At 59.6% G+C, this 13078-nt stretch carries 11 protein-coding genes and 2 pseudogenes; 8 read left to right on the forward strand and 5 right to left on the reverse strand.

Annotated features, from left to right (window positions below; genetic code table 11):
* Positions 1–53: 53 nt before the first annotated feature.
* Positions 54–512: pseudogene (locus AC1D3C_RS05165) on the reverse strand (SMP-30/gluconolactonase/LRE family protein); the annotation flags it as partial.
* 649 nt (positions 513–1161) lie between these two features.
* Here AC1D3C_RS05165 and AC1D3C_RS05170 point away from each other — a divergent pair.
* A complete protein-coding gene (locus AC1D3C_RS05170; RefSeq protein ID WP_040125163.1) occupies positions 1162–3174 on the forward strand; it encodes a methyl-accepting chemotaxis protein in 2013 nt (670 codons plus the stop codon).
* Between the two features lie 48 nt (positions 3175–3222).
* Here AC1D3C_RS05170 and AC1D3C_RS05175 read toward each other — a convergent pair whose 3' ends face one another.
* Positions 3223–3813, reverse strand: coding sequence for an SOS response-associated peptidase family protein (locus AC1D3C_RS05175; protein ID WP_477482111.1), 591 nt, complete (start codon positions 3811–3813; stop codon positions 3223–3225).
* A gap of 57 nt (positions 3814–3870) precedes the next feature.
* Between AC1D3C_RS05175 and AC1D3C_RS05180 the strand changes: the two are divergent.
* From AC1D3C_RS05180 to AC1D3C_RS05195, 4 genes and pseudogenes are all read left to right on the forward strand, one after another.
* Positions 3871–4077 (forward strand): annotated as a pseudogene (locus AC1D3C_RS05180) (SOS response-associated peptidase family protein); the annotation flags it as partial.
* Between the two features lie 165 nt (positions 4078–4242).
* The gene (locus AC1D3C_RS05185) at positions 4243–4659 is read left to right on the forward strand and encodes a lipocalin-like domain-containing protein (protein WP_477482363.1); all 417 of its coding nucleotides are present in this window, start codon (positions 4243–4245) and stop codon (positions 4657–4659) included.
* Entirely contained in the window at positions 4656–5081 is a 426-nt protein-coding gene (locus AC1D3C_RS05190) for an SRPBCC family protein (protein ID WP_040125160.1), read from the forward strand. The genes AC1D3C_RS05185 and AC1D3C_RS05190 overlap by 4 nt, the downstream gene beginning before the upstream one ends.
* A 225-nt stretch (positions 5082–5306) precedes the next feature.
* On the forward strand, positions 5307–6122 hold the full coding sequence (locus tag AC1D3C_RS05195; protein WP_477482112.1) for an alpha/beta fold hydrolase: 816 nt from the start codon (positions 5307–5309) through the stop codon (positions 6120–6122).
* Positions 6123–6228: 106 nt separating this feature from the next.
* On the opposite strand, the gene AC1D3C_RS05200 is transcribed toward AC1D3C_RS05195, so the two are convergent.
* Together AC1D3C_RS05200 and AC1D3C_RS05205 are read right to left on the reverse strand one after the other, a co-directional pair.
* On the reverse strand, positions 6229–7557 hold the full coding sequence (locus AC1D3C_RS05200) for a type III PLP-dependent enzyme domain-containing protein (protein WP_477482113.1): 1329 nt from the start codon (positions 7555–7557) through the stop codon (positions 6229–6231).
* Complete coding sequence (locus tag AC1D3C_RS05205; protein WP_244447571.1) at positions 7541–8473, reverse strand: alpha/beta fold hydrolase; 933 nt, start codon at positions 8471–8473, stop codon at positions 7541–7543. Before AC1D3C_RS05205 ends, AC1D3C_RS05200 begins: the two co-directional genes overlap by 17 nt.
* Positions 8474–8780: 307 nt before the next feature.
* Here AC1D3C_RS05205 and AC1D3C_RS05210 point away from each other — a divergent pair, with 307 nt between their 5' ends.
* Positions 8781–9836: an epoxide hydrolase family protein gene (locus tag AC1D3C_RS05210; RefSeq protein WP_080719363.1), complete on the forward strand. Its 1056-nt coding sequence runs from the start codon at positions 8781–8783 to the stop codon at positions 9834–9836.
* Here AC1D3C_RS05210 and AC1D3C_RS05215 read toward each other — a convergent pair.
* The gene (locus AC1D3C_RS05215) at positions 9754–10872 is read right to left on the reverse strand and encodes a LacI family DNA-binding transcriptional regulator (protein ID WP_051900548.1); all 1119 of its coding nucleotides are present in this window, start codon (positions 10870–10872) and stop codon (positions 9754–9756) included. The genes AC1D3C_RS05210 and AC1D3C_RS05215 overlap by 83 nt on opposite strands.
* A 167-nt stretch (positions 10873–11039) precedes the next feature.
* On the opposite strand from AC1D3C_RS05215, the gene AC1D3C_RS05220 reads away from it, so the two are divergent.
* Both AC1D3C_RS05220 and AC1D3C_RS05225 read left to right on the forward strand, forming a co-directional pair.
* Positions 11040–12188 carry an NAD(P)/FAD-dependent oxidoreductase gene (locus tag AC1D3C_RS05220; protein ID WP_437179067.1) on the forward strand — a complete coding sequence of 383 codons (1149 nt, stop codon included), beginning with the start codon at positions 11040–11042 and terminating at the stop codon, positions 12186–12188.
* A 26-nt stretch (positions 12189–12214) separates the two neighbouring features.
* A complete protein-coding gene (locus tag AC1D3C_RS05225) occupies positions 12215–12985 on the forward strand; it encodes an amino acid ABC transporter ATP-binding protein (protein ID WP_477482114.1) in 771 nt (256 codons plus the stop codon).
* Positions 12986–13078: the final 93 nt, after the last annotated feature.

The following is a 13078-nucleotide window of genomic DNA, read 5'->3' on the forward strand; positions in this document are numbered from 1 at the left end:
GTGATGAAGAGGGTCGATCGGTCCTCGCCGCCGAGCACACAGGCGAAAGCGCGCCGGTCGGACTTGACCTCGTCAAGCAGTTCGCCGCCTTCTAGTACTCGGCGACAATAGCCATTGAGCACGTCCGCGTACCAGATGGCGCCCTGGCTGTCGAAACATATCCCGTCTGGCGGACCGGGAAGCTCTGCCCAGATCGGCCGGCTGGAAAGGCGGCCGTCAGCGGCCACATCGAATGCGGCCAGGTGCTTCCCCCAACTTTCTGCGCAGACCAGAGTATGGCCATCACTAGATAGAGCCATACCGTTTGGAAACTGAAGTCCTTCGGCCTGCTTTTCCGCGCTGCCATCTGGCAGGATCAGCATAATCGCCGGACCACTGACATAGATCCTGCCTGCAGCGTCGATGACGATTTCGTTCCACGCTCCCGAGCCGAGCGTCGTGAATTCTTCCAAGCTCTTGCCATTGAAACGCATGAGTGACGACGAACCGGACGGGACCACGAGAAAGGTCATTCTCCGGGCTGAAATCGAATGACAGCCGCGGGGGCTTTCGCCGGAATGACAGTCCGGGATTGATTTGCCTCTTCGAGGACCCGGATTTCGCTACTGGCCCAATCTGCAAACCAGAGCCCGCCTTGATGCCAACGGGGACATTCGACAAGGCCTCTTCCCTTCAACAAGACATTTGCGGAGATGTTCGTCTCCTCGGTCGTCCGCACGTACCAAGGACGCATGACTTCCCGTCGCGCCGACACTCTGGAGCGGAAACCCTCGAAGTTGGATCTCGCGCATTCCCGCCAAGCCAGGCGACCAGACAACCGAGGGAGACCGCCAAACCCTCGAGAAAACAGCAGACAGTCCTTGAGGCGTTTCGTAGCGGAGCGCGGCACCCCAGCGTCTCCGAATGTTCGGACGCGCAAATGTCGCGCAAGCGTGGCCGAAGCGACTTGGAGCCGTGCGCTTTGTCGCTCGACCGGTGCACAAATAGTCGCAACGAAAACTTAAGCACTTTGTAATAATTCTAATCAACGGCCTCGTCGCAGAGTGTGTGACGGCGTGTCTGAGTTCCGCATCCATGTGCCGCTGGAACACGCTTGTCCAGCTTGTTGACCGATTGAATCGGCCCGGAGCCTTGGCGGCCCCGAGCGACAGGAGTGAGACTATGCCATCCAAAATTTTCACCCGCATCAGTGCTAAACTGACCGCCATGTCAGCGGTCGGCATCTTCATGGTTTTAGCCTTGCTGGCGGCGGTCTGGGTTGGCGACGCCTCGGCCGGTAGAAGCTCCGATTTTGGACGCATACAATTGATCATTTCCCGGGATTTGGTGGACGCAAAAGCATCGCTGCGCGGCATGATGATGGGAATGTTGGAATTGCGCCTGGCGGAGACGTTGACGGATTCAACGAAAGCGCGCGAGTATGTTGGCAAGCGGCATGAATCGCTGACCAAATACCTGACGAGCGCAAGCGCTCACGTCACGCTGCAGGCCAACAAAGATCGAATAGCCAAAGTTATTGAGCTGACGAGCCAGTGGATGACCGAATACGAAGGTCTGTCCAAGTCGATAGGCGCCAGATTAAGCAGTGCTAACAACGATTCGGAAGCGTCTGCTGAGGAAAAAGCTGCACAGGGCAAGCTTTTGAAGATTGCCGATCAGATCGGGTCGTTACTCGATGAATGCGTGGATGCGGCCAAAAGCAAAGCGGACGAAGCGGGAGTCCAGATGTCGTCTGCATCGAGCCTGGCGTTGCAAATCAGCCTTGGGATGGGGTTCCTCGTGGTTGCGACGCTCGTCGCCTCGGCAATCTTTGGTTCGAAGGCGATCGCCCGCCCCATCGGCCACTTGACAGCAAGCATGAAACACCTCGCCAACGGCGACCTCGAGACCGCAGTGCCGTTCGCAGGTCGAACCGACGAGATTGGTGAAATGGCTGGCGCTGTGGACGTGTTCAAGCAGAACGGCATTCGGATCCGCCAGCTTAATGCCCAGGAGCGTGCCCTGCAGGAAAAGAATGCGGATTTGTCCTCGAGTATCTCGACGGTCGTCGCTGCGGCCGTTGCTGGAGACTTTACCCAGCGAATTCAGAAAACCTATGACAGTCCCGATCTCGATCGTTTCGCGGCGAGCGTCAATGAGCTTGTGGCCTCCGTGCACCGTGGTGTCGGCGAGGCCCAGCGCGTCATCGCGGCATTAGCGCGCGGGGATCTCACCGACGAGATGCGGGGCGAATTTCAAGGCTCATTCGCAGAACTCAAGCGCGACGTGAATGCAACAATGGACGGTTTGAGAACCGTAATGGCAGAAGTCCGCACGGCGATAGACACGATCAATTCGGGCACCGGCGAGCTCAGCAACGCGTCTGGCGACCTGTCCAAACGTACCGAACAGCAGGCGGCTGCATTGGAGGAAACTGCCGCAAGTCTGGAGGAAATCACATCGGCGGTTAAGAGTTCGACGAACCGCGCGGCCGAAGCCAGTCACATGGTCAGCGAGGCGCGCAGAAGCACGGATCAATCGAGCGCAGTGGTCACCGATGCCGTCGCGGCCATGGGACGTATCGAGAAAGCCTCCGGCGAGATCAGCCAGATCATCAACGTGATCGACGAGATTGCGTTTCAAACGAACCTGCTTGCGCTTAACGCCGGGGTGGAGGCAGCGCGGGCCGGAGAGGCCGGCAAAGGCTTTGCGGTCGTCGCCCAGGAAGTCCGCGAACTTGCGCAGCGTTCCGCTCGCGCCGCCAAGGACATAAAGGATCTCATCACGCGCTCAGGCAGCGAAGTGCAGAGCGGCGTGAGACTTGTGACCGCCACCGGCGAGGCACTGAGCCTGATCCAGGGTCAGGTAACCAGGATCAACGAACATGTCCAGTCAATCGCTACGGCGGCAAAAGAACAGACGATCGGCCTGTCAGAAGTCAATACAGCCATCAATCAGATGGATCAGGTAACGCAGCAGAATGCGGCCATGGTCGAGGAGGCCACCGCAAGCACCAGCCGGCTGGCGGAAGAAGTCATTTCCCTTTCGCGTTTGATTTCGCGGTTCAAGGTGCAGGCTGACGGGCGGCCTACCCTTTCGCTCGCCGGTGCGGTCAACCATCATTCGCCCTCGGCGTCTCCAGCGCATGCGCTGCGTCAGACGTTCGTAAACGCGGTGGGCGCCAAGGCAGTCTAATCATAAAGAGTACCAAGGAGAGCATTCGTGGCTCTCGTTTGCTTCCAGTCAGCCGACCTCTTCCACCGCCAACGCCCCTTTCGGGAGGGGCCTGATGAGCGACTTCGCAGAGAGTGTCAGGTCGAGCCAATCAGCCCACGCGTTGCGCTCGAGGATAACGATCTGCCGGTCGTGGTAAGGGGCAATGTCCGGCCCCGGTTCCATCGTCAGCATGGTGAAGGCTTGGCCCACTTCCGCGATGTCGCGCCAGATGCCGGCGATGCAGAAGATCAGCTCGCCCGTCTTGGTGAACAGCCACTTGTCCTTCCGCTTCTTTTTCGGGTCCTTTGGATCGGTGAACTCGTAAAAGCCATCCCCGATGATCAGGCTTCGATTGGAGTTGAACTCTTGGCCCTCCGACCGGAAATTATAGACAGGCCGCTTGTTCGGCCCGGGCCAGCTCCAGCGCCGCTGCACGAGTTCAGCCTCATCGCGCCCGTCGTCTATCGTCCTGATGATGGGGCCGACATCAGTGATCTTGATGTCCTCGCGTGGCTGCAGGCTCGGCGCTCCTTCGCCGAAACGGATCTTGATCTTGAGGTCGGCGAAGTCCTCGACGGTCGAGGCGACATCCACCATCAGCCGATAATCATTGCACATGCGTCCTCCGTTTTGGCTCTGGTCGTTTCAGGATATCGTTCCTGCTATGTTCCGATCATGATGAGCGCGAAGATTTCCCAGTCCGACGCCCCGCTCGACGAGCGCCACGTCATCATAAGACGCGATGACGGCGATGTGGAGATGGTGGAGCTGCCGTGGGGGCTGCGCCCTCGTGACGGCGGTCCGCGCGCCGTGAACGTCGTCCGGTCGGAACCAAGGATGTTCCCGACCCACCGCTGCCTGGTGCCGGCCTCGGAGTTTCGTAAAGGCTATTGAAATTCAGCTTTCGATCTTGCGGCGGGGCCTCCTCCTGGGCTGTCGGAACCTCACCGTAGGATCCGCGTTGACAGGACACGAGGCGCAGAGAGCACGATATGGGAATTTGGCAAGGCACTTGGCGCAATCAATACGGCTCGACCGTCGTGAACACTGGTCGAGTGRTCTGAACAAAAACCTGGCGGAGAGAAATCATTTCCCCTCGGCGAGAATGCCGTCGGCCAGTTCATCTATACTGCAGACGGCCACGTGGCCGCGCAGCTCGCCCGTCATGGGCGACGTACCTTCCCATCAGGCGACTGGCGCGCGGCCAGCACAGAAGATGGCGCGCGCGCATTCAAGGAGTATTTCGGCTATTTCGGCACGTTCTCCATCGATACCGAAAGGCGGACGGTCACGCACCATATCGAGGGCGCGTGGTTCCCCAATCTGGAAGGCGGAGACCAGAAGCGCCATTACCGGTTCGAGAGCGATCTCCTGGTGCTCGACGCCGACACGGACTGGGGAAGAGTGAGGATCGTCTGGCGGAAGGCAGGAGCGCGCGACGCGAACAGGGAGAAGGCAAAATGACTAAGGTCGTCGAAACCAGACGGGTCGCTGAGGATGCCGACGCGCTCTGGGCCAATATCGGCAAATTCGGCGCGGTGGGCGAGTGGCATCCGATGCTGGCTGGGGTCGACAGCGAAGGTGAGCGCGAAGGCTGTCTGCGTGTCGCCAAGGGCCAGGACGGTAGTCGCCAGACCGAGCGCCTCCTCGAAACGGAGCCAGAGCACCATCTTTATCGCTATCGCATGGAAGAGACAGCTATGCCCGTTCGTCACTACAGCGCCGAATTCCGGGTTGATGACAATGGAGATGGCACGAGCACGGTCGTCTGGTCGGCAGTGTTCGAACCGATGCCGGACGGTTCAAAGGCCGTGGAAGTAATAAGACAATTTCTTAAGGCGGGCCTCGACAACATTTCGAGCATGCACGGCGGAGCGACGGCTTAACTTCGGCGGCGCTGATGATCGGACGGCTTATTTACCGCACGAAAAAGCTTCGGTTGACCGGCTTCGTTGATAGCCAGCGAGAGCGGATACCGTTCGATCACCGGCTCGAACGTCGACTCCGACAGCAAGCGAGAGCACATCGATATGACTGCGGGCGTGACGATTGCCCCTTTCGATAAGGCTACCGACTTTGGTCGGTCAAAAATCTAGGCCAAGGAGAGAATCATGGATTGGCAGTTGTCCGAGCGGTTCAACTTCGAAGGCAATGAGATCGCCTGGGACGTCATTGGCGCAGGGCCGCCTGCGGTGGTGATGCATGGTTCTCCGTTCTCTTCGCTCGAATGGCGGCGGGTCGCGCCATGGCTCGCGCAGCATCGACGGATTTTCTATTACGACATGCTCGGCTATGGCCGCTCGAGCAAGCCCGAGGGCGATGTCCTGCATGGTGTTCAGAACAGTCTGTTTGCGGCACTCGTGAACCACTGGGGCGTCCAACGACCCGACATCGTTGCGTATGACTTCGGCGGCTCGGCAGCTCTGCGCGCGCACCTGCTTAACGATGTCGATTATCGCAGTCTCGTACTGATCGACCCAGTGGCGATCAGCCCGCAGGGCTCAGCGCTTGTACGGGCCGCGAAGGCCCATGGAGAAGTATTCGCCGCCCTGCCTGCCTACGTCCATGAAGCCATGCTGCACGCCTACATCGGGGCGACGGTCAAGCGTGCGCTGGATGAGGAGGCGACGCGGCTCTATCTCGATCCCTGGCTTGGCGATGAAGGGCAGAAGGCGTTCTGGCGCCAGATAGCCCAAATGGATGATAAATACAGCGAGGAGGTGGAATGGCGCTATGGTGAGATCCGCTGCCCCGTGACCATCCTGTGGGGGGCTGAAGACGAGTTTATACCGTTGAAGGACGGCGAGGAACTCGCGCGGCGCATCCCAGGCGCGTTATTCACGGTCATCCCCTATGCCAAGCATCTCGTCCAGGAGGACGCGCCCGAGGCGATCGTCGCTGCGGTGCTCGACGTCTGGCGTCAGTAAACAGGGTGAGACATTCGTTAGGCCCAACATGGAAGAGTCACTCGGCCAAAAGGTTCACGCGACACCGTTGCGCCAAGGACAAGAAAATCGAGGCCCGCGCGCCACGTCAGAAGAATGTCTCAATTGCTCCAACCACATTATAGCTTTCGTCGATTTCATAGATCAGGCGCCATTTGTCGAAAGTGGTGCACGGGTGTGACGGGCTCATCGCGACCGTGTCGCCGATCTTCAATCCATGGTCGGCAGGACCCCTGATCGTCGTATGTTGATCGTTGATGATGACGATCTCGTATCGCTCGGCATCAAGAAGTCGGGGAAGGGCGCCGTCCCGGGATGCTTTTGTAACCTCGGGCGGGCCGGCATCGTGGCCGAAATCTCGCTGCCCGACGCCCACGACAATACGATCCGGCTCTGGAATCGACAGCACGTGGCCCCATACTTCCCGCGCCTGGTCAAAGGAGAGATCTGTTTGCTGTGCAATATCGCTGCGTTGCCTCAGATCCTCGAACAGCCGCCGATACAGTCCCGAATCATGTGTCAGGTAACAGCCGCTCCGGATGACGACTTGCAGCGGCTTGCTGAGCTGAAGATGGCGAGGCATCTCGGCAACTAGATCGTAGAAGGAGCTGCCGCCAGCGCTAAGGATGATTTTCTCGCATGCGCTGAAGAGACCCTCTCTGTCACAAGCGCGGATCATCTCGGTGAGGCTGTGAAGAAATGCTGGTACGGCCGCTAACCCTTCTTTTTTCGACCTTGTTTGCAGGACGCCCTCATATCCCTCCACCCCGACGAGACGAAGGTGAGGAGAACTTGCTTGAACCGCTTGCGCGACGTCGACGGCGGATTCAACGGTTCGAACGCCGCAGCGGCCGCCGGGAAAGCCTCCTTCCACAAGCACCTGCAGCGGCCGGCCGGGCGAGAATTCCTCCGCGCTTGCGCGCAGCCGTTCAACGCCGTCAATCGAGTCGACCAGACAATAGAAATCAAACGCAGGATCCGCGGCGAGTTCCTGCAGGACAAAGACAATCTCCTGAAGCCCAACGAGTTCGCTCGCATAGAAGATACGGTCGAAACCAAGGCGTCGCGCGGCGCGGACCTGGTGAAAGGTAGCAAGGCTGATACCCCAGCAGCCGTCGGCAAGCTGCCTCTGGAACAACTGCGGACTCATTGTGGTCTTGCCGTGAGGACAAAGAACGATGTTGGGCGCAAACGCTTCGAGGAAGCGAAGCATGCGTTTGCTATTGTGCTCAAGCGCCTTCCGGCGCAGCGTGCATACGGGCAGCGGAAGGTCGCCGCGCAGGAGATTCCAGCCGGCGTCTGCGATGGACGAAAGATCCAGCGCATCATTGCCCGGACAAGGCAGCCCCTTCTCCAAACCCGTCAGCCGACCGGTCGGCCCTGTTCCCAGCTTTGTTATCTCAGCTTCGCCTGACATCGCTTGCCGCCGCGTCCGATAACAATTGTCGAATGGCAGTCAGCACCGCATGCGGAGCCTCCCGCGGAATGAAGTGTCCGACGCCCGGCAGGACGACTCTCTGATAAGAGCTGGCAAAGTACTGTTCCTTGTCCTCGGATGTCTCCGGGAAGTTGTCGGCATCGTCGGCGCCTTGCAACATTATCGTGGGAACCCGGACCGGCGGATTTTCGAGCAGCTTCTTTTCCAGCTCCTCATGCTCTGGCGCGCCTGCGGCCTCTCCCCAGCGCTGCAGGTAGGCGTGAATGCTGATCGGCGCCCAGTCGCCGTTCTCCCAGGATGCGGCTGTAGCCTCGAACTCCGCATCATCGAACGTCCAGCCGGGCGACCACGTTTGCCAGAGATAGCGGCAGAGGCGGCGCCTGTCCTTGTCCATCGCCTCGCGGCCTTGCTTGGTGGCCACCAGCCATTCATACCAATAGGCCTTCGCCAGATCGTAGGACATTTCGCCGACCGGTTTCGAGGTGGCGTAGCCTGCCGCCATCGCAAGGAGCCCACACACACGCTCGGAGAACAACGCGCCGACGACGTAGCCGGCTCGAGCGCCCCAGTCGTAGCCCACCACGAGAACGTCGCGGAGCTCGAGACCGTCGATGAAATCCGCCAGGTCCTGACCCAGCGCCGCAATAGCGCCGCTCCTCATTGTCCCAGCCGAATGGATGGTCGTCGGCGTGCAGCCGCGCAGGTAGGGAGCGAGAACCCGGTAACCCGATCCGGCGAGTTCAGGCGTGATCTTGTCCCAGCACCGCACGTCGTCCGGCCAGCCGTGAACCAGCACGATCGGTTTTCCTCGACGATCGCCCGCCTCTTCATAAGCGAGATTAAGATGGGGCGTTTTGATGTATTTCGTCATGAGCATGAAACCAAAGTCGTCCAACACGTGTTTTAAATCTTTCCCAGGTGAGCCGCAGCGCATCGCTGGTCAGCGATGCCGCTCCGCATGTTGGCCCACCTGCCGAAGTCGCAATTCGCTACAACGATCAGGGGAGAGGCTGGTTCCCCTCTCGCCGCGGCGACGCGTTGAAGGGCGAGAGGGAGACGATCATCGATGACACGTGTCGGTGAATGTCGATTGGCGCCAGTGCGCGCTCACCTGGGCGCGAAGCGAGCAAGATTATTCTTCGACCTGTGTGGCCAACGTATTTCAGCGGGCGCCTGAACGCGTTGCGGAAAGGATAAAGGGAATGGCAACACCGTTCAAAGTCGACTGGTCAGATGAGGCCTTCGATGCATTGAAGGCGCGGGTGCGATCATATCGTTTGCCTGACCAGCCGGATGATTCCGATTGGTCCTATGGCTGTGATCCCCAAACCCTGCGCGAACTCTGTGCCTATTGGGTTGACCGCTACGATGTTGATGCGATGGTCAGAGATCTCAACTGCTTTCCGCAGTTCACGATGGAGATTGATGGGCTGAGGCTTCATTTCGTTCACGTTCGAGGCGAGGCTGAGGGCAAGCGGCCACTGCTCCTGATCCATGGCTGGCCCGGCTCGACTTACGAATTCTGGCCGGCGGTGGAAGCCTTGGCGTTCCCATCCCGTAACGGTGGACGTGCCGAAGATGCTTTCGACCTCGTCGTCCCATCGCTGCCGGGCTACGGCTTTTCTGCGAAGCCCAACCAGCCGATCAGCCCGCGGCGCATCGGTGCATTGTTCAACGCGCTGATGCGCGAGGTCCTGGGGTACGATCGCTACCTCGTTCATGGGACTGACTGGGGTGTAGTGATCGGTCCATGGATGGCGCTGGATCAGGCCAATTCGATCCGCGGCTTGCATATTGATTATCTCGGCACTGTCCCTGAGGACGCGCCGCAGGATGACACCGAGCGACGATGGATGCAGCAGTTTGCGGACTATGAGAAGCGGCTGGGTGCCTATTCACACCTTCAGTCCACGCGGGTACAGTCACTCGCCTATGCGATGCATAACAATCCCGTGGCCCAAGCCGCCTGGCTCCTCGAGCGCTTTCACGATTGGGCCGACCTGGGCGAACGTTACGGTGGAAGACACCGAGCTGGAATAGGTCTCCCCGCAATATCGACCTGCTTGCCCTCGATCGTTCAGGTCGAGGGCAATTCGCGTCAGATCTGCCGGTTTTGGGGCGGCATCAGCCGTCAGTTTGCAGCGCTGGAATCAACGGCAATGACGGCGAGGTGCATCAACCGATTTTCGCGGCATCGTCCTGGAGAACCGCGCCGCTATCCTCAAGCTCCGGCGGTGCCCCTATCGATTGTCGTTTGATGAGCGTGGTTGCGAGTACCCGGCAGCGTGGCGTATCGCCCATACCGGTAATACGCCGGACAAGGATCTGCGCGCTTTCAAATCCCAGCTCGTAGACCGGCTGAGCGATGACCGTAATCGGCGGGCTGGTCACGCTTGTCCAGTCGGCATCGTGGAAAGCGACGAGCGACAGATCGCCGGGGATGGACATTCCCAATCTGCGGAGGGTTTTGAACACTTCAAGCGCCACCACGGTATCAGACGCCAGTATGGCAGTCGGCCTGTCGGCGCCCTGAAGCAATTCGGCAATGATCTTGTCACCCAGACCGCGACGGTGGGCACCGAGCCGGATATAACGTTCCGGATGCTGGATGCCGGCTGAGCGGCTTGCCGCGACGACGCCCTCTATTCTCTCCATCACCGTGCTGAGGTTGATCTGGTGCGGTCCCCGGTAGATCGGGTCCTCCGATTCCGTGGCAGAGATGTAGGCGATACGGCGATGGCCAGCCTCGATCAAGGCTCTTGTAGCGGCCTCGGCCGCCTGCCGGTCGTCCGTGACGACGGCATCGACCACAAGGTCCGGGATGGTCCGGTCCAGAAGGACGAGAGGTCGGCCCGATCGTTGGACCTCGTGCAGATGCTGGGTCTCGAATACCGAAGCTGGCGTAACGATCAATCCGTCCACCCGCTTGCCCATCAGCACGCGTACGGCAGCCTTTTCCTTGGCGGCATCCTCGCCGGAATTGGACAGGATGACATCGAATCCGGCAGCGTGCGCCGCATCGCTGATCCCGCGCACGGCCTGACCGAAATAAGGGTTTTCGATATCGCCGACGACGACGCCTATCGTCTTCGACTTTCCAGTCGTCATACTGCGCGCAAGCTCGTTGGCCTGATAACCGAGCCTCTTTGCGGCTTCGCGAACCTTCTCCTTCACGACAGGGCTTGCCGTGCCGTAGCTGCCCAGGACACGCGCGGCCGTCGCCTTGGACACGCCCGCGCTCTGGGCAACGTCCGAGATGGTTACCAGCCGCTTTGACGCCGTTCTCTTCATCATGGGTCCGTGACATAGGCTGAGAAAAAAACGGCGTCAAGAAAATCACACCATTGACATGTGAGACCGGTCTCAAATACGCTTGATACCGGTCTCATTTGGAAATACCGGCGCTTTTATGCCTTGGATAGACGAGGCCCTGCGGCAATCAAAGACGAAGGAATATGCATTTGACAGCCCCATCCTCAGCCAAGCGGGTCGCCGTGATCGGTAGCGGTATTTTTGGTGTCTCCTCGGCGGTTCATCTGGCCCGACTGGGCGTGCACGTCACTCTTGTCACGGAAGGCTCGCTCGCCAGCGGCGCGTCCGGCCGGTCCCTGGCATGGCTCAACTCGGCGCGTTTCCGTTCCGCCGAATATCACCGTCTTCGGGTCGTCGGCATCGATCGCTACCGGACGCTGGCGAGCCGCAATGAAGGCGCTGCATGGCTGCGCTTCGAGGGCGGCCTGACATGGGATGCGGACGACGCGTCGAACCGGATTGCGGAAGCCTACGCTCACGAGCAGGCGATTGGTTATGACTGCCAGCTTCTTGACGCAGCAGACGTGGCGAAGGTCACGCCCGGCATCAACGCGGCCGCGATTTCGCGTCAGGGCGCGATTTTCAATCCGGGTGAGGGCTGGGTGGATCTACCTTCCCTGATCGACATCCTGGTGCAGGAATTCAAAACCCTCGGCGGCCAGGTGGTAACCCATGCCGGCAAAGCCGTCGTCAATATCAAAGCCGGACGTGCGGCAGGGGTCTCGACTGCAAACGGCATGCATATAGAGGCGGATGCGGTTCTCGTCGCCACCGGTGCGGCCGTGCCTGACATGGCAAAACAGGCAGGCCATATCATTGCCGATGACACGCCGATCGCGCTTCTTGTCAAATCGAAGCCTTTCAAGCTCGCAGTTCGCGCCGTTCTCAATACACCGAACGTGGCGCTGCGCCCCACGCCGGACGGCGCCATCGTCTGCGATTCCGCATGGTCGGAGGAGGAACTCAATCGTGGACCCGATGGGACTTACGAGGTGAAGGATGAGACGCTTCGTCGCCTTCTTTCGGAAGCCTCGAACGTGCTCGAAGGCAACCCCGCGCTGGAACTGGAGAGCTATCATTGCGGACCGAAGCCCGTGCCAGGCGACGGGGAGTCGGTGATCGGCCCGCTCGAGGGCATCCCGGGCTATTTCGTCGCATTCAGCCATAGCGGCGCGACGCTGGGGCTGATTACCGGCGAGCTCATCGCCCGTGAAATCGTGACCGGTGAGATGAGCCCTCTGCTTGCAAGTTTCCGGCCGGCCCGTTTCGCGCAGAAAAGTCAGGCTTTGGCCTCGTAAGCCGCGCGTTAGGGAGGAGATCGCAGATGACGGCGAAGGAGAAGGGTTTGGAGATGACCGATCCGGAAATTGCCGTCGAATTGTCCGGCGTCGACAAATGGTTTTCCATCCTCCAGGTGTTGCATGACGTCAACCTCACCGTCAGGCGTGGCGAAAAAGTGGTGGTTTGCGGTCCCTCGGGTTCTGGCAAGTCCACCATGATCCGCTGCATCAACTATCTGGAAAGTCACCAGAAGGGCCGTATCATTGTCAACGGTACGGAGCTGACCGACAATAGGAAGATCATCGACCGCGTCCGGCAGGATGTCGGCATGGTGTTTCAGAACTTCAATCTCTATCCGCATCTTACCGTGCTCGAGAACTGCACGCTGGCTCCCCGCTGGGTAAAGGGCGTTGGGAGAAAGGATGCTGAGGCTGTGGCGCGCGCCTATCTGGAACGGGTGCGAATTCCCGACAAAGCCGATTTTTATCCAAGCCAGCTGTCGGGCGGACAACAGCAGCGCGCGGCGATCGCCCGATCGCTCTGCATGAACCCGAAGATCATGCTGTTCGATGAACCGACCTCGGCACTCGATCCGGAACTCGTGCGCGAGGTGCTGGACACGATGGCGCAGCTGGGGAGCGACGGTATGACCATGGTGTGCGTCACGCATGAAATGGGTTTCGCGCGGCAGGTGGCGGACAGGGTCGTTTTCATGGATGCGGGACGGATCGTCGAAACCGCGCCTCCGGAGGAGTTCTTCAGCAATCCACGGGAAAGCCGGACAAAGGCGTTTCTCAACCAGATACTGCACTAGCGGGTTATTTCTGCAGCCGGCGCGGTTTGCGGCAAAAAGCATACGGACGGGAAAACGTTCGGTGGACAAAACAATGATACAAAGGGAACAACA

The sequence above is a fragment of the Neorhizobium sp. P1_A6 genome, from assembly GCF_056406795.1.

Bases quoted from the DNA above. Each gene is read 5' to 3' on its own strand.
- AC1D3C_RS05170 (WP_040125163.1), top strand. From the start codon at position 1,162: ATGCCATCCAAAATTTTCACCCGCATCAGTGCTAAACTGACCGCCATG.
- AC1D3C_RS05175 (WP_477482111.1), bottom strand. From the start codon at position 3,813: ATGTGCAATGATTATCGGCTGATGGTGGATGTCGCCTCGACCGTCGAG.
- AC1D3C_RS05190 (WP_040125160.1), top strand. From the start codon at position 4,656: ATGACTAAGGTCGTCGAAACCAGACGGGTCGCTGAGGATGCCGACGCG.
- AC1D3C_RS05195 (WP_477482112.1), top strand. From the start codon at position 5,307: ATGGATTGGCAGTTGTCCGAGCGGTTCAACTTCGAAGGCAATGAGATC.
- AC1D3C_RS05200 (WP_477482113.1), bottom strand. From the start codon at position 7,557: ATGTCAGGCGAAGCTGAGATAACAAAGCTGGGAACAGGGCCGACCGGT.
- AC1D3C_RS05210 (WP_080719363.1), top strand. From the start codon at position 8,781: ATGGCAACACCGTTCAAAGTCGACTGGTCAGATGAGGCCTTCGATGCA.
- AC1D3C_RS05215 (WP_051900548.1), bottom strand. From the start codon at position 10,872: ATGATGAAGAGAACGGCGTCAAAGCGGCTGGTAACCATCTCGGACGTT.
- AC1D3C_RS05225 (WP_477482114.1), top strand. From the start codon at position 12,215: ATGACGGCGAAGGAGAAGGGTTTGGAGATGACCGATCCGGAAATTGCC.